Annotated in this window: 15 protein-coding genes; 4 read left to right on the top strand and 11 right to left on the bottom strand. The window is 67.2% G+C overall.

The window, feature by feature from the left end; all coding sequences use genetic code 11:
- Positions 1-2: 2 nt before the first annotated feature.
- Together GVL12_RS17085 and GVL12_RS17090 are read right to left on the bottom strand one after the other, a co-directional pair.
- The gene (locus GVL12_RS17085; protein WP_159916192.1) at positions 3-827 is read right to left on the bottom strand and encodes an HDOD domain-containing protein; all 825 of its coding nucleotides are present in this window, start codon (positions 825-827) and stop codon (positions 3-5) included.
- 90 nt (positions 828-917) lie between these two features.
- Entirely contained in the window at positions 918-3,272 is a 2,355-nt protein-coding gene (locus tag GVL12_RS17090; protein WP_159916194.1) for a Tex family protein, read from the bottom strand.
- A 158-nt stretch (positions 3,273-3,430) separates the two neighbouring features.
- Here GVL12_RS17090 and GVL12_RS17095 point away from each other — a divergent pair, with 158 nt between their 5' ends.
- Positions 3,431-4,501 carry a DUF72 domain-containing protein gene (locus GVL12_RS17095; protein ID WP_159916196.1) on the top strand — a complete coding sequence of 357 codons (1,071 nt, stop codon included), beginning with the start codon at positions 3,431-3,433 and terminating at the stop codon, positions 4,499-4,501.
- A gap of 7 nt (positions 4,502-4,508) precedes the next feature.
- Here the strand turns inward: GVL12_RS17095 and GVL12_RS17100 are convergent, their stop codons facing one another.
- The 8 genes from GVL12_RS17100 to GVL12_RS17135 form a co-directional block, all read right to left on the bottom strand.
- The gene (locus GVL12_RS17100) at positions 4,509-5,999 is read right to left on the bottom strand and encodes an efflux transporter outer membrane subunit (RefSeq protein WP_159916198.1); all 1,491 of its coding nucleotides are present in this window, start codon (positions 5,997-5,999) and stop codon (positions 4,509-4,511) included.
- Positions 5,996-9,172, bottom strand: a complete 3,177-nt coding sequence (locus GVL12_RS17105) for an efflux RND transporter permease subunit (RefSeq protein ID WP_159916200.1) — start codon at positions 9,170-9,172, stop codon at positions 5,996-5,998. The genes GVL12_RS17100 and GVL12_RS17105 overlap by 4 nt, the downstream gene beginning before the upstream one ends.
- 14 nt (positions 9,173-9,186) lie before the next feature.
- On the bottom strand, positions 9,187-10,530 hold the full coding sequence (locus GVL12_RS17110; protein ID WP_159916202.1) for an efflux RND transporter periplasmic adaptor subunit: 1,344 nt from the start codon (positions 10,528-10,530) through the stop codon (positions 9,187-9,189).
- 373 nt (positions 10,531-10,903) lie between these two features.
- Positions 10,904-11,815 (bottom strand): SDR family oxidoreductase, encoded by a 912-nt coding sequence (locus GVL12_RS17115; RefSeq protein ID WP_159916204.1) that lies wholly within the window; start codon positions 11,813-11,815, stop codon positions 10,904-10,906.
- An 18-nt stretch (positions 11,816-11,833) separates the two neighbouring features.
- On the bottom strand, positions 11,834-12,850 hold the full coding sequence (locus GVL12_RS17120) for an NADP-dependent oxidoreductase (protein WP_159916206.1): 1,017 nt from the start codon (positions 12,848-12,850) through the stop codon (positions 11,834-11,836).
- Positions 12,851-12,926: 76 nt separating this feature from the next.
- Positions 12,927-13,355 carry a PaaI family thioesterase gene (locus GVL12_RS17125; RefSeq protein WP_235033894.1) on the bottom strand — a complete coding sequence of 143 codons (429 nt, stop codon included), beginning with the start codon at positions 13,353-13,355 and terminating at the stop codon, positions 12,927-12,929.
- Positions 13,356-13,454: 99 nt separating this feature from the next.
- Positions 13,455-14,246, bottom strand: coding sequence for an SDR family oxidoreductase (locus GVL12_RS17130; protein ID WP_159916210.1), 792 nt, complete (start codon positions 14,244-14,246; stop codon positions 13,455-13,457).
- A gap of 116 nt (positions 14,247-14,362) precedes the next feature.
- On the bottom strand, positions 14,363-15,712 hold the full coding sequence (locus tag GVL12_RS17135; protein WP_159916272.1) for an MFS transporter: 1,350 nt from the start codon (positions 15,710-15,712) through the stop codon (positions 14,363-14,365).
- Positions 15,713-16,004: 292 nt separating this feature from the next.
- Between GVL12_RS17135 and GVL12_RS17140 the strand changes: the two genes are divergently transcribed.
- Both GVL12_RS17140 and GVL12_RS17145 read left to right on the top strand, forming a co-directional pair.
- Positions 16,005-16,586: a DUF1566 domain-containing protein gene (locus GVL12_RS17140; RefSeq protein WP_159916212.1), complete on the top strand. Its 582-nt coding sequence runs from the start codon at positions 16,005-16,007 to the stop codon at positions 16,584-16,586.
- Between the two features lie 107 nt (positions 16,587-16,693).
- On the top strand, positions 16,694-16,999 hold the full coding sequence (locus tag GVL12_RS17145; RefSeq protein ID WP_159916214.1) for a hypothetical protein: 306 nt from the start codon (positions 16,694-16,696) through the stop codon (positions 16,997-16,999).
- 84 nt (positions 17,000-17,083) lie between these two features.
- Here the strand turns inward: GVL12_RS17145 and GVL12_RS17150 are convergent, their stop codons facing one another.
- The gene (locus tag GVL12_RS17150) at positions 17,084-18,511 is read right to left on the bottom strand and encodes an ankyrin repeat domain-containing protein (protein ID WP_159916216.1); all 1,428 of its coding nucleotides are present in this window, start codon (positions 18,509-18,511) and stop codon (positions 17,084-17,086) included.
- Positions 18,512-18,888: 377 nt separating this feature from the next.
- Here GVL12_RS17150 and GVL12_RS17155 point away from each other — a divergent pair, with 377 nt between their 5' ends.
- Positions 18,889-19,770 (top strand): putative selenate ABC transporter substrate-binding protein, encoded by an 882-nt coding sequence (locus GVL12_RS17155; RefSeq protein ID WP_159916218.1) that lies wholly within the window; start codon positions 18,889-18,891, stop codon positions 19,768-19,770.
- Positions 19,771-19,780 lie beyond the last annotated feature (10 nt).

Below are 19,780 nucleotides of genomic sequence, written 5' to 3' on the forward strand. Positions count from 1 at the left end.
GCTCAGTCCGCGCCCGTCTGACTTCCCGGCCGTGACCAGTCGATGGGCTCCTGCTGCAGCACCATGTCGATGTCCAGGCCCAGCGCCAGGCCCACTTCGCTGGGGAAAAGCACGGCGAGTTCACGCTCGCCCAGTGCCGCCTGCGCGGCGCGCACGCGCCACACGGCCAGGTGCAGCAGCCCCGCGAGCGGCTCGCTGGCATCGCCGTTGAGCGGTCGCTGCATCTGCTCCAGGCCATCGACCATCGCCGACGGAAACTGCCAGTGCCGCGCCAGCGCGGCCGTCACCTGCGGGTAGGCAAAGCCCCAGGCGATCTGCTGCTGGCGCGCGCGTTCGAGCGCCAGGGGGGCACTGCGAAGATTGAGCGCGGCCGCGCGCTGCGGCGCACGCAGGTGTATCACCCACTCGCCCAGGCCATGCACCAATCCAGCGGCATAGGCGTGGGAAGGGTTGTAGCGCACCATGGTCGCCAGCGACCGGGCCAGCCGCGCGGTCTGCAGGCTATAGCGCCAGAACGCCGGCAGATCGATACCCGGCACGGCGCGCGCGTCGCCGCCCGTGCGTGCCGCGCCGACCAGTGCCTGCAGGCGCTGCGGCGCGAGCACCACCAGCGCTTCGGCAATGCCGCCGATGCGGCCCGACAGCTGATACAGCGGCGCATTGGCCTGCGCCAGCAACTGCGCCGTCAGCGCCGGATCGGCCGCAAACAGCTGGGCCAGGCGGCCCAGGCTGGTCGCGGGCGCAGCCAGTTCGGCGCTGAGCAGCGCCACTGCGCGCGGCCTGCTTGGCAGGCAAACGGGCGCGGCCAGCAGGTCCGACAAATCCATGGCGTGGCAGCCCTCTTGATGGCATGGGAACGTGGGAGGCCATTATGGCCAGGCCCGGCGAAAGCCGCGCCTGGGGGCCCACCATTTAGGCTACTTGTTGCGTCCGGGCTGGAGCTTGGCGAATGCCGAAGCCATCGCGCTTTGCGCCACCGGTTCATTGCGCCGGGGTGCGGCCGCATAGCCGCGGCCCGCGCCTTCGAAGCGGTTGTCGCGCGGGCCGTCGCGCCGCGCGGGCGCCGCGTCGAGCTTCATCGTCAGACTGATGCGCTTGCGCGCCACGTCGACTTCAAGGACCTTGACCTTGACGATCTGGCCGGTCTTGACGACTTCGCGCGCATCGGTGATGTACTTGTGGCTCATCTGGCTCACATGCACCAGGCCGTCCTGGTGCACGCCCAGGTCGACGAAGGCGCCGAACTGCGCGACGTTGCTCACCGTGCCTTCGAGCGTCATGCCTTCCTTGAGGTCCTTGATGTCGTCTACGCCGTCGTTGAAGCGCGCGACGACGAAGTCCGGGCGCGGATCACGCCCCGGCTTCTCGAGCTCGCCCAGGATGTCGCGCACCGTGATCACGCCGAACTGCGGGTTGGCGAACAGCTCGGGCTTGAGCGTCTTGAGCATGTCGGCGCGGCCCATCAGCTCGGCCACGGGCTTGCCGGTGGTGGCAATGATGCTTTCCACCACGGGATAGGTTTCGGGGTGCACGCCGGTCATGTCCAGCGGATTGTCGCCGCCGCGTATGCGCAGAAAGCCCGCGCTTTGCTCGAAGGTCTTGGCGCCCAGGCCGCTGACTTCCATCAGTTGCTTGCGGCTCCTGAAGCTGCCGTTGGCATCGCGCCAGCGCACGACCGACTTGGCCACGCTGCCCGACAGGCCCGAGACGCGCGCGAGCAGCGGCGCGCTCGCGGTGTTCAGGTCCACGCCCACGGAGTTCACGCAGTCCTCGACCACGGTGTCGAGCGTGCGCGCGAGCTCGCTCTGGTTCACGTCGTGCTGGTACTGGCCCACGCCTATGCTTTTCGGGTCTATCTTCACGAGTTCGGCCAGCGGGTCCTGCAGGCGCCGCGCAATGCTGGCCGCGCCGCGCAGGCTCACATCGACATCGGGCATTTCCTGAGAGGCGAATTCACTGGCCGAATAGACCGAGGCCCCGGCTTCGCTGACCACGACCTTCTGGATGCTTTGCTCGACCTTGGCCATCAGCTTGATGAGTTCGCCCGCGAGCTTGTCGGTTTCGCGGCTGGCCGTGCCGTTGCCGATGGCGATCAGGTTCACGCCATGCTTTTCGCAGAGCCTGGCCAGCGTGTGCAGCGCGCCGTCCCAGTCCCTGCGCGGCTCGTGCGGGAACACGGTGGCGGTGTCGACCAGCTTGCCGTTGGCATCGACCACGGCCACCTTGACGCCGGTGCGAATGCCCGGGTCCAGGCCCATGACGGTGCGCGCGCCCGCGGGCGCGGCCAGCAGCAGATCGCGCAGGTTGTCGCCAAACACCTTGATCGCGACCTTCTCGGCATCTTCGCGCAGGCGCGAGAACAGGTCGCGCTCGGTCGACAGGCTGAGCTTCACGCGCCAGGTCCAGGCCACGCATTTGCGCAGCAGGTCGTCGGCCGCGCGCTTGGCGTGGCTCCAGCCCAGGTGCAGCGCGATGCGGCCTTCGGCCAGGCTGGGCTGGCCGGGCTCGGGCTCCACGGGCAGCACCAGCTTGGCTTCGAGGATTTCCAGCGCCCGGCCGCGAAACACCGCCAGCGCGCGGTGCGAAGGCACGCGGCCTATGGGCTCGTCGTATTCAAAATAGTCACGGAATTTCGCGACCTCGGGGTCGTTCTCGTTCTTGGCCTCGACCTTCTTGCTGCGCAGCAGCCCCTCTTCCCAGAGCCATTCGCGCAGCGCCTGCACCAGCACCGCATCTTCGGCCCAGCGCTCGGAAAGAATGTCGCGCACGCCGTCGAGCACCGCCAGCGTGTGGGAAAAATCGGGTCCGGGCTTGCCGTCGTCGAGCAGCGTTGCGGGCCGGCAGTAGGCCTGGGCTTCGGCATGGGGGTCCAGCGTGGGGTCGGCAAACAGCTTGTCGGCCAGCGGTTCTATGCCGAATTCACGCGCGATCTGGCCCTTGGTGCGGCGCTTTTGCTTGAACGGCAGGTAGATGTCTTCGAGTTCCTGCTTGGTCGGCGCGGCGGCGATGGCCGCGCGCAGCGCGTCCGTGAGCTTGCCCTGCTCGTCGATGTTCTTGAGCACCGACACGCGCCGGTCTTCAAGTTCGCGCAGATACGACAGCCTGGCTTCGAGCTCGCGCAACTGCACATCGTCGAGACCACCCGTGACCTCCTTGCGGTAGCGGGCGATGAAGGGCACGGTGGCACCGGAGTCCAGCAACTCGACGGCCGCGGTGACCTGCTGCTGGCTGACTTTGATTTCTGCGGCAATTTGCCCGATGATTTTTTGCATGCGCTACTCGCCCCACGGCGATGGATCAAGGAAAGCGTTCAAGTGTGCCATACGGAAAGCGGCGCACAGAGAGTTACAGGTGGCGGGTGGCTCAACCCTGCGGCATCGAGGCATTCAACGGAAAATGCAAGGCCGCGCCACTTCAGACCACTTTTCCGATGCAAGACGGGCTTTTTGATGATCTTCCGCCGGCGCCCGAGCCGCCCCCACGCAAGCGCCCGGCTTCGGCGGCCGCAGCCGGCGCCGTGCCGGGGCCCGGCGCCGCCAAGCCGCCCGCGCGGCTGCTGGACGTCGCGCAGGAACTGCCGCCGCTGCTGCGCATGGGCGCCTCGACCTGGTCCTACCCTGGCTGGGAGGATCTGGTCTGGGATGGCGCCTATGACGCCAGCGTGCTGGCAAAGACGGGGCTGACGGCCTATGCCCGGCACCCGCTGCTGCGCACCATCTGCATAGACCGCAGCTTCTGGCGCCCGCTCACCGTGAGCCAGTACGCGACCTATGCGGGCCAGGTGCCCGCGGATTTCCGCTTTGTCGTCAAATGCCCGTCCGTGGTGACCGATGCGCAGGTGCGCACCGAGGACGGCCGCGGGCGTGAAGCCAACCCGGCCTTCCTCGACCCGCAGTTGGCCATCACGGCATTTGTCCAGCCCACGCTCGAAGGGCTGGGCGACAAGCTGGCGGTGCTGGTGTTCCAGCTCAGCCCCCTGCCCTGGGACTGGCTCAACCGGCCGTCGGCGCTGTTCGCGCGGCTGCAGGCGCTGCTGGCAAGCGTGCAGTCGCAGCTTGCCCAGCATCCCGGAGTCATCGTCGCCGTCGAAGTGCGCGACCCGCAGTTGCTGGTGCCGGCTTTCGCCGACGTGCTGCGCGCGACGGGCTCCACCTTCTGCCTGGGCCTGCACGGCAAGATGCCGCCGATTGAGGAACAGCTCAGGCTGCTGCGCCTGCTGTGGCCCGGGCCGCTGGTCTGCCGCTGGAACCTGAACCGCCGCTTCGGCCCCTACGGCTATGAGGATGCCCAGAAGGCGCATGCGCCGTTCAATGCCATCCTCTCGCCCGATCCGCACACACGCGCGCTGCTGGCGCGCACCATTGCCGGCATCACGGGCAGGGGCCAGCGCGCCTACGTCACCGTGAGCAACGACGCCGAAGGCTGCGCGCCGCGCTCGATTGCGCTGCTGGCCGAGGCGGTACTCGAGGAGACAGCCGCCCGCAACGAGCGGCCGCGCTGAGCGTGCGTCAGCGGCTGAGGGGCGCAGCCGCTGCGGCCACTGCCGGCGCGGCAGCGGCAGGCTCTGCGCCCAGCACCTTGACCAGGCTCACGCGGTTGAGCTGCTCCTGCAGTTGCAAGGTGATCAGCGTCTGCTGCGCGGCGTAGAGGCTGCGCTGCGCATCGAGCACGGCGAGGTAGTTGTCCACGCCCGACTTGAAGCGCGCTTCCGACAGCTCGAAGGCCTTTTGCGTGGACGCCACCAGCGAGGCCTGGGCGGCCAGGCGCTCGGTCCACTGCGCCCGGTCGGCGAGCGCATCGGCGGTTTCGCGAAAGGCCGTCTGCACGGCTTTTTCGTACTGCGCAAGCGCCACCTGTTCATTGGCCTGCGCCACAGCGACATTCGCGCGGTTGCGCCCGCCGTCGAAGATCGGCAGCCGCACCAGCGGCACGAAGCTCCAGGTGCTGTTGCCGCTGCCGAACAGCCCCGACAGCTCGTTGCTGCCCGTGCCCACCGAGGCCGTGAGGCTGATGGTCGGAAACAGCGCCGCGCGCGCCGCGCCGATGTTGGCGTTCATCGCGCGCAGCTGGTGCTCGGCGGCGCGCACGTCGGGGCGCGCGAGCAGCACGCTCGAGGGCAGGGGCACGGGCAAGGGCAGCAGCGCGGCGGCAGGCGCCTGCGCCGACAATTGCAGTGGCGCGGGCATGGCCGATTCGGGCAGCGGACCGCCGACCAGCAGTTGCAGCAGATTGCGGTCGCGCACCACCTGGCTGTTGAAGCTGGCCACGTCGGCGCGCGCGGCGTCGACCGTGGTGCGGTTTTGCTCGAGCACCAGCCCCGACGTAGAGCCCAGTTCATGCATGCGCTCGGTCAGCGCGAACGACTGGCGGCGCGCGGCCAGCGTCTGCTCGGCCAGCGCCAGCCGCGCCTGGTCGGCGGCCAGCGTGAGCCAGGCATTGGCAACGTCGGCGAGCAGCGTGAGCTGCACATTGCGCTGGTTCTCGCCGGACTGCAGGAAGGCCTGCAGCGCGGCCTCGTTGAGGTTGCGCACGCGGCCCCAGAGATCGAGCTCGTAGCTGGTCATGCCCAGCTGGGCCGTGTATTGGGTCACGACGGCCGAGCGGCCGTTGCTCGCCAGATCGGCCGCAGTGCGGTTGCGGCTGCCCTGGCCATTGGCGTTGATGCTGGGCAGCAGATCGGCCTCGGCGATGCCGTACTGGGCACGCGCCCTGTCGATGTTGGCCAGCGCCACGCGCAGGTCGCGGTTGTTCGCCAGCGCCAGCGCCAGTGCTTCGCGCAGGCCCGGCGACTGCACCCAGGCCAGGGCCTGGGCCGCGTCCAGGCTCGCCGGCGTGGCCTGCGCGGGCGCGGCGGCCGTGCCGACTTCGGCGGGCACGACGTCCGTGGGCGCGGCGTAGTTCGGCGCAAGGTTCATGCAGCCGGTCAATGCCGCAACAGCAAGGGCCACGGCGCAGGCCACGGCATGCAGCCGATAGGCGTTCTTGGTTTGAATGCTCATGCCACGTCCTTTGCGTTGCTGTCTTGTGCATCGACGGCCGGCGCCGCGTCAGAGGAGCGCGACGCAAACCAGCTGCGCACCAGCAGGAAAAACACCGGCACAAAGAAAATCCCCAGCACCGTCGAAAACACCGTGCCGCCCAGCACGGCCGTGCCTATGGCCTGGCGCCCGCCCGCGCCCGCGCCTGTGCCTATCGCCAGCGGCAGCACGCCGAAGCCGAACGCCAGCGACGTCATCAGGATAGGGCGCAGCCGCAGGCGCACGGCCTCGACGGTGGCGTCGCGCAGATTGCGGCCCTGCTCCTGCAGCTGGGTCGCGAACTCGACGATCAAGATGGCGTTCTTAGACGCCAGCCCCACCGTGGTCAACAGCCCCACCTGGAAGTAGACGTCGTTGTGCATGCCGCGCAGGCCCGTGAACAGCAGCGCGCCGACGACGCCCAGCGGCACGGCCAGGATCACCGCCAGCGGCACGGTCCAGCTCTCGTAGAGCGCGGCCAGGCACAGGAACACGAACAGCACCGAAATCGCATACAGCAGCGGCGCCTGCGCACCCGACAGCCGCTCCTGGTAGGAGGCGCCGGTCCACTCATAGCCAATGCCCACGGGCATCTGCTGCATCATCTTCTCGATAGCATCCATGGCCGCGCCCGAGCTCACGCCCGGCGCCGCGTCGCCGACGAACTCGAAGCTGGGGCTGCCGTTGTAGCGCTGCAGCTGCGGCGAGCCATAGGTCCAGTTCGTCGAGGAGAAGGCGGAGAACGGCACCATTTCGCCCTTGTCGTTGCGCACCGTCCACTGGTTGATGTCCTGGGGCAGCATGCGAAACGGTGCATCGCCCTGCACGTAGACGCGCTTGACCCGGCCATTGTTCAGGAAGTCGTTGACGTAGGTCCCGCCCATGGCGCTGGACAGCACGCTGTTGATGTTGGCCGTGCTCACGCCCAGCGCCGCGGCCTTGCGGTCGTCGATCACCACGCCGAGCTGCGAAGTGTCGTCGAGGTTGTTGCTGCGCAGGTTCTGGATCGCGCCTTCGCTGCCCGCGAGCTCGAGCAGCTTGTCGCGCGCCGCCACCAGCGCCTCATGGCCCAGACCGTTCAAGTCCTTGAGCTGGAAGTTGAAGCCGGCGTTCGAGCCCAGGCCGCGCACCGCGGGCGGCAGCATCACGAAGATGCGCGCATCGCGCAGCCGGCTCAGGTCCTTGGTCGCCTTGCGCGCGATCGCATCGGCCGTCTGGTCCGGGCCGGGCCGTTCGGCCCAGTTCTTGAGCCGCACGAAACCGCGCGCCGAGGACTGGTCGCCGGTCAGGCCGGTGATGGAGTTGAAACTCACCACATCGGGCTGCGCGGCGAAGTACTGCTGGACTTCGGACATCACGGCCTGCAGGCGCGCGTCCGTGCCGCCCGAAGGCAGCGTGATCTGCACCTGCATATAGCCCTGGTCCTCGACCGGCAGGAACGACGTCGGCAGCTTGGTGAACAGGAACGCCGTGCCCGCGCAGATCAGCAGGAACACCAGCGCCATGCGCTTGCTGCGCTGCAGCAGGCGGCCCACGGTGCTTTGCGCCTTGTTGGAGCTGTAGTCAAAGCCTTTGTTGAAGGCCTGGAAGAAGCGGTCGATGCCGCCGCGCAGGCCGGGGCGCGGCGCGCCGCCGTGGTGCCCCTGGCCCTTGGCCACGGGCTTGAGCAAGGTCGCGCACAGCGCGGGCGTGAGCGTCAGCGCGACAAACACCGACAGCACCATGGCCGAGACGATGGTGATCGAGAACTGCCGGTAGATCACACCCGTCGAGCCGCCGAAGAACGCCATGGGAATGAACACCGCCGACAGCGTGAGCGTGATGCCGATCAGCGCCGGCGTGATCTCGGCCATGGACTTGCGCGTCGCCTCCTTGGGCGACAGTCCCTCCTCGCTCATCACGCGCTCGACGTTCTCGACGACCACGATCGCATCGTCGACCAGCAGGCCGATCGCCAGCACCAGGCCGAACATCGTCAGCGTATTGATGGAGAAACCCGCGACCGACAGCACGCCGAACGTGCCCAGCAGCACCACGGGCACGGCGATCGCCGGAATCAGCGTGGCACGCAGGTTCTGCAGGAACAGGAACATCACCACGACCACCAGCAGCATGGCCTCGAACAGCGCCTGCACCACTTCCTTGATCGAGGCGCGCACGAACGGCGTCGAGTCCGAGCTGATGAAGGGCTTGAGGTCGTTGGGAAAGAACGGCTGCATTTCCGCGAGCTTGGCGTTGACCGCATCGGACACCGCCGTGGCGTTCGCGCCGTCGGCCAGCACGATGCCCATGCCCGCGCCGGGGCGGCCGTTGAGGCGCGAGGTGATGCTCAGGTTGTCCGCGCCGAGCTCGACACGGGCCACGTCCTTGAGCAGCACGGCCGCGCCGTCGGCAGAGGACTTGAGCAGGATGGCCTCGAACTCGGCCACGGTCTTGAGCTTGGTGCGCGCGGTGATGGTGGCGTTGATCTGCTGGTCCCTGACCGCCGGCAACGCACCGAGCTGGCCCGCCGAGACCTGGGCGTTCTGGTTGTTGAGCGCCGCGATCACGTCCGAAGGCATCAGCGCGAACTGCTGCAGCTTGGCCGGATCGAGCCAGATGCGCATCGCATAGCCGGTGCCGAACACCTGGATGTCGCCTACGCCGTCGACGCGGCCGATCACATCGACCACGTTGCTGGTCAGGTAGTCACCGATATCGACCTGGCTCACGTTCGGGTCGGGCGAAGTGAAGCTGTAGGTGGTCAGGAAGTCGTTGCCGCCCTTGTTGACGAACACACCGCGGCTCTTGACGGCCTCGGGCAGGCGGTTCATCGCCGACTGCAGCTTGTTTTGCACCTGCACCTGCGCCACGTCGATGTTGGTGCCGGGGCTGAAGGTCAAGGTGGTGCGCGAACGGCCCGACTGGTCGCTGGTCGAGCCCATGTACAGCAGGTTGTCGATGCCCTTGAGCTGCTGCTCGATCAGCTGGGTGACCGAGTTCTCGACGGTTTCGGCCGAAGCGCCGGTGTAGGTGGCGTTGATGGTCACGCGCGGCGGCGCGATATCAGGGTACTGCTCGAGCGGCAGCGTCGAGATCGACAGCGCGCCCGCGAGCATGATGACGATGGAGATGACCCAGGCAAAAATGGGCCGGTCGATGAAGAACTGTGCCATGGCGTGCGGCTTTCTCAGGGCTGGGCCGCAGGGCCGGAAGCTGCCGTGGGGATGTCCGCCTCGGCGGGCGCTGGCGGCGCGGCGTTCGCGGGCGCAGCGCCGTTGGCCTGCGCCGTCCTGTCCGCAGCCAGCTTGGCCTTGGCACCCAGGTCCACTTCCTGGGGCTCGACGGCGTCACCGACCTTGACGCGCTGGAAGCCATCGACGACGATCCTGTCGCCCGCGTTCACGCCTGCCGTGACCAGCCAGCGGCTGCCCACGGCGCGATCGGTTTCAATCGGCCGGCGCTGCACTTTCTCGTCGGCGCCCACGACCAGCACGCTGGCCTTGCCCGCGATATCGCGCGTCACGGCCTGCTGGGGAACGAGCAAGGCCTCGGGCGCCACGCCCGTGGGCAGCAGGGCCTGGACATACATGCCCGGCATCAGCACGCCTTCGGGGTTGGGCACCACCGCGCGCAGCGTCACCACGCCGGTGCTGGGGTTGACGATCACACCCGCGAACTGGAGCTTGCCGGTGTGCGAATACAGGCGCCCGTCTTCGAGCCTGAGCGCGATCGCCAGCGCATCGCGCTCGAGCTTCTGAAAGCGCCCGTCCTGGATGTCGCGCTTGAGCTGCAGCAGCTCGGTGCTCGACTGCGTGAAGTCCACGTACATCGGGTCAAGCTGAACGATGGTCGTGAGCGCATCGGCCTGGTTGGCCGTGACCAGCGCGCCGGGCGTGACCGTCGACAGGCTGGTCTGGCCGCTGATCGGCGCCTGGATGCTGCTGTAGCGCAGGTTGATGCGCGCACTCTCGAGCGCCGCCCTGGCCGCCGCCACGTCGGCGCTGGCCTGGGCCTGGGCGGCCTGGCTTTCTTCATGGGCCTGGCGGCTGATCGCGTCGATCTTCACGAGCTCGGCATTGCGCGCCGCCGTCGCCCGCAGCGTGCGCTCGCTGGCCTGGGCCTTGGCCAGCGCGGCCTCGGCGCTGGCCTGCGCCGCGCGCAGCGAAGCCGAATCGATCTGGTAGAGCGGCTGGCCGGCCTTGACGCTCGCGCCTTCGGTGAACAGGCGCTTTTGCACGATGCCCGACACCTGGGGCCTCACTTCGGCCGTCAGGAACGCACGCGTGCGCCCCGGCAGGCTTGCATCGAGCTGCTGGCTCTGGGTCTTGAGCGTGACCACGCCCACCTTGGTCGGCGCCTTGGCGGCCGGAGCGTCGGCGGCCTTGGGCGAGCAGCCGGCGGTCACGAGCACCACGGCGGCCGCCACGGCTGCCATGCGCCATGCCGAGAACTGCTGCGCTGCAATCGGACGATCGGAGGGCCAATGGGACAGCAGGCGCGCACGCAGCGAAAGAGACAGGGCAGACGTCATGGGGGTGCAACTTGAAATTGAAGGCGAGCACCATTGTGCAAGCCTAATATTTACTTTTTGTAAAGCCGGCGTGCGCAAGGCATTGCGCACACGGCTGCCGTCCCGGAGAGAGATTTACCAGGCACTCCGGTCCAGCAGCAGGATGATGCCATTTTGTAGCCTGTCGTTACATTCGCCGAAGGCGAATTCAACGTGTACGCGACAATTTCTTCACCGCTTACGTTGGCGCAGATCATTGCCCATGGCCTGCGCAGTCATTCCGGCCAGTGGTTTCTTGCCGCGTTCCTCTGGCGTGTTGCGCACCATGCCCGTCGGATCACCCCCCAACAAAAAGAGCCGTCGAAACGGCCCGGGGATAGCGCGCGGGAGTTTCTCAGTCCGGCGTCGCACGCAAGGCCGCGCGCAGGCTCGCGCCCAGCTCCGGCTTGTGCGCAAACGGATCGCTGGGATTGCGCCCTTGCACCACGTCTTCCATGCGCGCCTGCACCGCGCCCAGCGCCTGGGGGTGGCTGTAGATATAGAACTGGTTGGCGGCAACGGCGTCGAACACTTTCTGCGCGACTTCGGCGGCCGAGACCTTGCCCGACGACACGGCCTTGTCGGTCATTGCCTGGCCTATCTTCTGGCTCGCGGTCTGCTGCGCGTTGGCCTGGCCCTCGGGCCGGTTGCGCTCGCTCTGGCTGATGCCCGTGGCCACGAAATACGGGCACAGCAGGCTCGCGCCGACCTGGTCGGTCACCAGCGACAGATCCTGGTAGAGCGTTTCGGTCAGGCTCACCACCGCGTGCTTGCTCACGTTGTAGATGCCCATGTTGGGCGGCGTGAGCAAACCGGCCATGCTGGCGGTGTTGACCATATGGCCGCGCCAGGCGGGATCGGCCTGGGCCGCGGCCAGCATCATCGGCGTGAACAGGCGCACGCCATGGATCACGCCCCAGACGTTGACCCCCAGCACCCACTCCCAGTCGGCGACGGAGTTCTCCCAGACCAGCCCGCCCGCGCCCACGCCGGCGTTGTTGAACACCAGGTGCGGCGCGCCGAAGTGCTCCTGCACGCTGCGCGCGAGCACTTCCATCTGCATGCGGTTGGACACGTCCACGCGCTGGGCCAGCACCTGTGCGCCGGCCGCGCGCATTTCGTCGGCCGCAGCCTCGAGCGCTTCCTTTTGCACGTCCACCAGCACCAGGTTCATGCCCAGGCGCGCGCCTATGCGCGCGCACTCGAGACCGAAACCCGAACCGGCGCCGGTCAGCACCGCGGTCTTGCCTTGGAAATCTTCAATCATGGCGGTCTTTCGGGTCGTTCAGACCAGCTTGACGAGTTGTTTGCCGAAGTTCCTGCCCTTGAGCAAGCCCAGAAACGCCGCAGGCGCGGCCGCCAGGCCCTGGGCCACGGTTTCGCGCGGGCGCAGCTTGCCCGTGGCCACCAGCGTGCCCAGCTCCTGGAGCGCTTCGGGCCAGACTTCCATGTGCTCGCTGACGATGAAGCCTTCGATCTTCAGGCGGTTGATCAGGATCAGCGCGGGATTTTGCAGCGGCAGCGGCGCGCCGTCATAGCCGGCGATCATTCCGCAGACCGCGACGCGCGCAAACGCATTGGTGCGCAGCAGCACGGCATCGAGGATGTAGCCGCCGACGTTCTCGAAATAGCCGTCTATGCCGTCCGGGCAGGCCTGCTTGAGCGCCAGCGACATGGCCTTGACGTCGGCATGCTGGCGGTAGTCGATGCAGACATCGAAGCCCAGCTCCTCGCTCGCATAGCGGCATTTTTCCGGCCCGCCCGCGATGCCCACCACGCGGCAGCCGCGCGCCTTGGCCAGCGCCGCGAACGCGCTGCCCACCGCGCCCGTGGCCGCGCTGACCACCACGGTCTCGCCGGCCTTGGGTGCAATGATCTTCACCAGCCCGTACCAGGCGGTCACGCCGGGCATGCCGACCGCGCCGAGATAATGGGAAAGAGGTACATGGGACGTATCTACCTTGCGCAGCATGCCCGGCGCATTGCCGTCGACCACGCTGTACTCCTGCCAGCCGCCCATGCCCACGACCTGGTCGCCGACCGCAAACTTGGGGTGGCGGCTCTCGACCACCTCGCCCACGGTGCCGCCTATCATGACTTCGCCCAGCGGCTGGCTGGCCGCATAGCTCTTGCTGTCGTTCATGCGCCCGCGCATGTAGGGGTCCAGGCTCAGGTAGTGGTGGCGCACCAGCACCTGGCCGTCCTGCAGCGCCGGCACCTCGGTCTGCACCTGCCTGAAGTTGCTTTCCACGGCTTCGCCCTGCGGGCGGTTGTCGAGAAGAATTTGCTGATTCCGGGTCATGAACTGTCTCCTTGTAATCATTGCAATGCCATCGAAAGCCTGGCGAAGCGCGCAGCGCGCGGGCGACTGCGCCCGCTCAGCCCTGCGCGGCCTCGGAAGCGGCCGCTGCCGGGGCCTTGAGCGGCTCGCGGTGCTTGAGCTTGAACGTGCCCGAGGCCTTGCAGCACAGCAGGCCCTGGGCGTCATAGACCGCGCCCTCGACATAGGCCATGCCGCCATGTGTCTTGTGCAGCAGTTGCCCCTTGGCCACCAGCGCGCCGCGCGCGGGCAGCATGAAGGAAGTCTTCATTTCAATCGTCACGCCGCCGGTGCTGGGCACCACGCTGCAGGCTGCCTGGGCCATGGTCACGTCCAGCAGCGCCATCAGGGCGCCACCATGGGTCACGCCGAACGAGTTCAGGTGCTCGGAACGTGGCGTGTAATGCAGTTCGGACTCGCCATCGGCGCGCTTGTGCAGCGTAAAACCCAACTCGCTGACAAAAGGAATATCTGCTTCAAAACTCAACACCGGATCGGCCTTTCTTGATACGGGGGCAGCACCCGCCCGCCAGGGGCCAGGCGCTGGGCGCGCCACGGCAGCGCTATTGTCGGGGAAGAAAAGCCCTCAGCCGCCCGTGACCACGCTCACGCCGCCGTCGACGGCCATCCACTGGCCGGTGATGTGCTTGCCCGCGTCCGAGGCATAGAGCAGCGTGATGCCCTTGAGGTCCTCGTCGTCGCCCAGGCGGCGCAGCGGCGCGTGGCTGGCCATCTTTTCCTCGCCCAGCGACTCGATCAGCACGCTGGCCATCTTGGTCTTGAAGAAACCCGGGCAGATCGCGTTGACGTTGATGCCGTGCACGCCCCACTCCGCGGCCAGCGCACGCGTGAAGTTGATCACGGCGCCCTTGGAGGTGTTGTAGGCAATGGTCTTCATTTCGATCGGATTGCCGGCCAGGCCCGCGATCGACGCGATATTGATGATGCGCCCCGCGCGCCGCGCAATCATGCTGCGCCTGGCGATCTCGCGGCTCAGAAGAAAGTAGCCGCGCACGTTGAGGTTCATCACCTTGTCCCAGGCCGCGGTCGGATGGTCTTCGGCGGGCGCGCCCCAGCTCGCGCCGGCGTTGTTGACCAGAATGTCGACATCGCCCACGCGCTGCAGCGTTTCGTCGACCAGGCGCAGGATGTCTTCCTCGCGCGCGCAATCGGCCGCGATCCAGCGCGCGTCGATGCCATCGGCCTGCAGCGCGGCCACGGCCTCTTCGAGGTCGGCCGCCTTGCGCGAGCTCAGCACGATCTTCGCGCCGGCTTCGCCCAGCGCCTGTGCCATCTGCAGGCCCAGCCCCCGCGAGCCTCCGGTCACCAGGGCCGTCTTGCCGCTGAGATCAAACAGTTGTTGCACCTTACGCGTCATCTCGCTGTCTCCTGTGATGGTGGGAATTTCGCCGGCCGCCAAGGCCGCTGGGGCATTGTGCGTTGGCGCCCGGCTGGCCCGTGTCGCCAGCGTGTCGCAACGGCCACGCGCCAGGCTCAGGCCCGCGGCTGGCGAATGCGCAGGCTGCTGCAGAGCCCGGCCAGCGCGGCAAAGCAGCCCGCGCCGACCAGCGCCACCGTTTCGGCGGTGCCGCCATGGCCGGGCCACAGCGCGAACAGCGTGGCGAGAATGATCGCGCCCATGGTCTGGCCCGTCAGGCGCGCCGTGCCCAGCATCGCACTGCCCGCGCCGCTGCGCTGCACCGGCGTCGAGCGCACGATGGTGTGGTTGTTGGGCGACTGGAACAGCGCGAAGCCCGCGCCGCACAGCACCATGCGCCAGATGACATCGAGATCCGACGGCTGCGCCGGCAGCAGCGCGAGCAGCCACAGTCCGGCCGTGAAAACCGCCATGCCCAGGCCGCCGAGCAGGCCGTCGGGGTAGCGGCCTATCAGCCAGCCGGCCAGCGGTGCGACGGTGACGATCGCCAGCGGCCAGGCGGTGAGCAGCAAGCCGGCTTGCAGCGCGCTGCGGCCGTGGGTTTCGAGCAGCAGGAAAGGCAGGGCCAGAAACGCCAGCGTCTGGGCGCAGAACGCATTGACCGACGAAGCCATGGACAGCGCGAACACCGGAATGCGCAGCAGGTCGACGGGAAACAGCGGACGCGGCTTGCGGCTTTGGCGCACCAGGTGCCAGGCGCCGATCAGCAGGCCCGCGCCCAGCAGCAGGCCGCCCATGAGCATCGAGCCGGCCTGGTCCTTGCGCGCCACGCCCAGTGCGTCGGCGCCGAGGAATACCAGCGTGAACATGGCCATATTGAGCACCAGGTCCAGCGCGGAAAACGCCCGTGCGCCGCTTTCGCCGAGCACGCGCGGCGTGTCCGGCAGGGATTTTCGCCCCAGCCACAGCGTCAGCAGGCCCAGCGGCACATTCGGTGCGAGCAGCCATGGCCAGGACGCCACGGACAGGATGGCTGCGGCCACCGTGGGCCCGGCCACCGAAGCGCTCGCCACCACCGCAGAGTTGAGCGCCAGGCCCCGCCCCAGCAGGGAACGGGGAAAGATGAAGCGCACCAGCGCCGCGTTCACGCTCAGGATGCCGGCCGCGCCCAGGCCTTGCAGCGCGCGCGCCGCAATCAGCGCGCCCAGCGACGGCGCGAAAACCGCGCCCAGCGACGCCAGCGCAAACAGCGCCATGCCCCACAGATACACACTGCGGTAGCCAATGCGCTCGCCCACGGCCGCCAGCGGCAGCAGCATCACCAGCGTCGCGATCTGATACGCATTGACCACCCAGATCGCGTGCGACGCGGGCGCCTGGAACGCCCGCGCGATCGCCGGCAACGCGAGGTTGAGCAGGCTGCTGTCGAGCACCACCACCGCCAGTCCCAGCAGGATCACCAGCATCGCGCTGGCGCGCCGCCCCGCGGGCAGACCGTCGGCGATATCCTGACGCGTCACGGGAGGGGTTCTTTCGGTGCTCGTTGGCGGCTTCTCGACGGACTCTTGCATGGCTTTCCCTGGCTTGCTGGACTGCGGCCCACGGTGGGGCCCGGGGCCATGGTAGTGGCTCAAGGCCCCGGCCGTGAGGATACGGCGCCGGCCGGACCGGCCGGGCATCTTGATCAAGCAATCGAGGCATCGCCAGCGGCGCGCACGGCGTCACAATACAGACTGTCTTTGCCGCACAGAACACTCCATGCCGACTGCCCTTCGCTTCTGCTTCCGTCCCCTTTGTCTGCTGGCCGCGACGCTGCTCGCCAGCCCGCAGTTGCTGGCCCGGACCAGCGCCGATGCCGCACCGGCCCAACTGCAGCTTTCGGCCGATGGCAGCGAAGTGCATGACCTGCGCGCGCGTCTGGCCTGGCCGCGCTGCCTGCAAGGCATGGAATGGCGCAAGCAGCGCTGCGAAGGCAGGCCGCAGCGCCTGAGCTTCGGCCAGGCGAAAGAACTCGCCCAGTCACTCCACCAGGCCGACGGCCTGCGCTGGCGGCTGCCGCGCGCCAACGAACTGCGCCGCCTGCGCCAGCACGCGGCCCTGGCCGGCGAGCAGGCCGCGCTGCTGCCGGACGTGCCCGGCGGCTGGCACTGGACCGGCACGGCCGCGGTGAACGCCGCGCCCGTCAACCAGTACAGCTACGAGCAGACCGGGCCGGGCAAGAGCCGCCTGTCGGCGCAGCAGGCCTGGGCCGTGGACTGGGCGACAGGCAAGGCGAGTGGAGAGATGGGCCGGGGAAATACGCTGCTGGTAAGGCTGGTACGGCCTCTCGCTGCCCCCTGACGCGGGCCGCACTATGGCTGGCGGTCAGAAATACCTGTAAAAAACAACAGTTGAAAGGCAAAATCCACTGTACATTCCAACAGTCAACTTCTTTATCTAGACCCATCATGGACACTGTTGAAACCTTCTACACCGTTTCTTTGTGCGATTACCCCAGCCTGCCCGAGCAGGAACGGGCCCGGGCCGAAGCGCGTTATGCGCGCGTGATCGAGCGCCAGCTGGGCGGCGCCGAGCAGGTGGCCCTGGCGCTGGAATGCGTGCTGGGCCTCGAGGAGACGCCGCCCGAGGAAATCACCGACGAAGCCAAGGCGACCTTTGCACGCTGGACCAAGGCCGCCAACGCCGCAACCCAGGCCGGCATGCAGGGGCTGGGCGACGGCGAATGCAGCTTCTTTGAAGTGCGATTCAGCTGAACTGGCGCCAACCGGGGTGCGCAGCCCTCTGCGGAGGCTGCGAGCCACTGCCCACTGAAGCGCCGTCTCTGCTGCGGCTGACAATCAGTCAGCGGGGACTCCGCAAAACGCCACGGCAGGTGCATCGTGCCGACCTTCCTGCCCGGCAATGATATTGCTGTAGCCAGCGTCATCTGCCCCCACCGGGTCGCGGGAGCCAGCCGTGCCGACCGCAAGGTCGCAGACCTCCTGCGGCGCGGTCTGCGCGCGATGGTCAATGGCTTCGATGCCCGCGACCATGGCAAACAGCAGTTCCATGTGGGTCCAGTGATCTTGTTCCAGCAAAAGCCGCACCGTGGCGAAAGCGGTGCCGTTGTCGGCAAGGCCAACGTCGCCAGACTTTTCCAAAGTCTGCAGCGCGGCCGCAAAAGGGGTAACGCCGTCGTGGTTGGGGGCATGCATATCCGCTCCCTGGTCGCGCAGCATGTCCATCGCGGCCCATTGCCCGCCGCGTGCCGCGAACATCAGTGCGGTGTCGCCCTCACCGTTCACGGCATCCACATGCGCGCCGGCGGCGATCAACGTTTCCATCAGGGTCCAAAAGCCGTTTTTTGCCGCGTCCATCAACCGGGTCAGACCGCCCGGCAGGGGAGCGTTGACGTCGATGTCCTTGAATACTGCCCGGATGGTCTGCTCCGGCGTCTCTCCCACATAGTTGGCGGCATGCATCTTCGCGCCATGCAGGCGCAGGATATCCATGCAGGCCCATGCCTGCGCACATGCGGCGCTCAGCAACGCAGAGCTGCCTTCGTTGTCGACCGCATCGATCCTTGCCCCGGCAGCCAGCAGCACGCCCACGGCGGCTGACTGCCCTTCCTGTGCCGCAACCATCAGCGCAGTGACACCGCCATCGGCCGTGGCCTGGATATCCAGGCCCGCGAGCACCAACGCATTCAGCATCGGCACCTTGCCCTTGCCCGCCGCCAGCATCATCGCGGTTGCGCCCCCCTCGGCCCGAGCATTTGCGTTCGCTCCCGCTTCCAGCAGTGCATTCAACATGTCCAGATGGCCCTCGTATGCTGCCATCAGCAGCGGCGTCAATCCCGTAGCACAGGCAGCGTCGATGTCGGCGCCTGCGCTGTGCAGCATGCGCATCATGGCCACTTCTCCGGAGTACGTCGCGAATATCAGCGCGGTGCAGTTGTTGTTCCTGGCGTCGATGTTCACGCCTTCATCCAGCAGTGCGGACACCATAGGCAGGTCCCTGCGGGCGATCGCCTCCATCAAGGGAGTGTTGCCATCCGGGTCCCTGGCTTCAATGTTCGCGCCCGCTTGCAACAATGCTTTCACCATGCCGATGCGGCCCTCCTTCACTGCGCACATCAGCACGGTGCAACCCTCCTTGTCGGGGGCCTCGAGGTCCACTCCGGAAGCAAGCAGTTCGTCGACGACTTGCTGAGTTTGCGCATCAAGCAGCCGGGCAATGCGGTCGTAGTGATATGGGGAAAGCTCAGGTGCTGTGTTATTGGGCATGGGCTGTAGAGGTGAGATCGACGCAAGCCAAGGCTTTGACGGCAATTGAAATTTATGTAAATAAATTTATTTTCATAGTTTTTTGCTATCCATCATTGTCAGCATTTTTCCTGTGATCGGCATGATTCGCAGGGCCTGGCGTCGTTTCTTGCTGGCAACGGCACCCTCGGCGCCCATGAACCGGGAGCAGCATGTTTGCGCCGCAGGGTACCCGCGCATCTTCCTGCGGCAAGCACCGCCCTGCCAGCCAACGCAGCCCCTGACCAATACAATGGCCCGAGCACCAGGACACGGCACAAGACAGTCCGCGTCCTGGCGCCAGATCTGGCTGCCGTGGAATCCGCCCGGTGGTGGCTTCAACCGAACCGGAACCTTCCATGAGTCATACCTCTGCACGCCGCCTGGCGCTCAAGCAGGCGCTTTCCTGCGCGCTGGCCGTCTCCTCCCTGTCGGCCCTGCCGGCGCTGGCCGCAGACAATGTCCTGCGGGTGTCCGCCATTCCCGATGAAGCACCTACCGAGCTGCAGCGCAAGTTCGCACCGCTGGGCAAGTACCTCGAAGCGCAGACCGGCATGAAGGTGGTCTTCACGCCCGTGACCGATTACGCCGCCGTGGTCGAATCGCTGGCCACGCGCAAGCTCGATCTGGCCTGGCTCGGCGGCTTCACTTTCGTGCAGGCCAGGATCCGCACCAACGGCACGGCCATCCCCATCGTGCAGCGCGAGGAAGATGCACGCTTCACTTCCAAGTTCATCACCGCCAATCCGCAGGTCAAGGAATTGGCCGACCTCAAGGGCAAGAGCTTTGCGTTCGGCGCGCCCTCGTCGACCTCAGGCAGCCTGATGCCGCGCTTTTTCCTGCAGCAGGCCGGCCTGAACCCCGAAAAGGATTTCAGGAACGTCGCCTTCTCGGGCGCGCATGACGCCACGGTGGCGTTCGTTGCCGCGGGCCGCGCCGAAGCCGGCGTGCTCAATGCGTCGGTCTGGGACAAGCTGGTCGAGGAAAAGAAAGTCGACACCAGCAAGGTGCGCGTGTTCGCGACCACGCCGCCCTACTTCGACTACAACTGGACCGTGCGCGGCGACCTCGATCCCGCGCTGGTCAAGAAGCTCACACAGGCCTTCCTGCAGCTCGATCCGGCCAAGCCCGAGCACAAGGCCATCCTGGACCTGCAGCGCGCGGCGAAATTCATTCCGACCGAAGCCAGGAACTACGTCGGCATCGAAGACGCCGCGAAGTCGGCCGGACTGCTGAAGTAAGCCCAGCGTC

Origin of the sequence: Pantoea sp. 18069, assembly GCF_902706035.1 — a bacterium.
GTDB lineage: Bacteria > Pseudomonadota > Gammaproteobacteria > Burkholderiales > Burkholderiaceae_C > Comamonas.

Excerpts from the sequence above, each read along its gene's own strand:
- GVL12_RS17095 (WP_159916196.1), top strand. The coding sequence starts at position 3,431 with ATGCAAGACGGGCTTTTTGATGATCTTCCGCCGGCGCCCGAGCCGCCC.
- GVL12_RS17115 (WP_159916204.1), bottom strand. The coding sequence starts at position 11,815 with ATGATTGAAGATTTCCAAGGCAAGACCGCGGTGCTGACCGGCGCCGGT.
- GVL12_RS17100 (WP_159916198.1), bottom strand. The coding sequence starts at position 5,999 with ATGAGCATTCAAACCAAGAACGCCTATCGGCTGCATGCCGTGGCCTGC.
- GVL12_RS17145 (WP_159916214.1), top strand. The coding sequence starts at position 16,694 with ATGGACACTGTTGAAACCTTCTACACCGTTTCTTTGTGCGATTACCCC.
- GVL12_RS17120 (WP_159916206.1), bottom strand. The coding sequence starts at position 12,850 with ATGACCCGGAATCAGCAAATTCTTCTCGACAACCGCCCGCAGGGCGAA.
- GVL12_RS17140 (WP_159916212.1), top strand. The coding sequence starts at position 16,005 with ATGCCGACTGCCCTTCGCTTCTGCTTCCGTCCCCTTTGTCTGCTGGCC.
- GVL12_RS17130 (WP_159916210.1), bottom strand. The coding sequence starts at position 14,246 with ATGACGCGTAAGGTGCAACAACTGTTTGATCTCAGCGGCAAGACGGCC.
- GVL12_RS17150 (WP_159916216.1), bottom strand. The coding sequence starts at position 18,511 with ATGCCCAATAACACAGCACCTGAGCTTTCCCCATATCACTACGACCGC.
- GVL12_RS17135 (WP_159916272.1), bottom strand. The coding sequence starts at position 15,712 with ATGCTGGTGATCCTGCTGGGACTGGCGGTGGTGGTGCTCGACAGCAGC.
- GVL12_RS17155 (WP_159916218.1), top strand. The coding sequence starts at position 18,889 with ATGAGTCATACCTCTGCACGCCGCCTGGCGCTCAAGCAGGCGCTTTCC.
- GVL12_RS17085 (WP_159916192.1), bottom strand. The coding sequence starts at position 827 with ATGGATTTGTCGGACCTGCTGGCCGCGCCCGTTTGCCTGCCAAGCAGG.
- GVL12_RS17110 (WP_159916202.1), bottom strand. The coding sequence starts at position 10,530 with ATGACGTCTGCCCTGTCTCTTTCGCTGCGTGCGCGCCTGCTGTCCCAT.
- GVL12_RS17090 (WP_159916194.1), bottom strand. The coding sequence starts at position 3,272 with ATGCAAAAAATCATCGGGCAAATTGCCGCAGAAATCAAAGTCAGCCAG.
- GVL12_RS17105 (WP_159916200.1), bottom strand. The coding sequence starts at position 9,172 with ATGGCACAGTTCTTCATCGACCGGCCCATTTTTGCCTGGGTCATCTCC.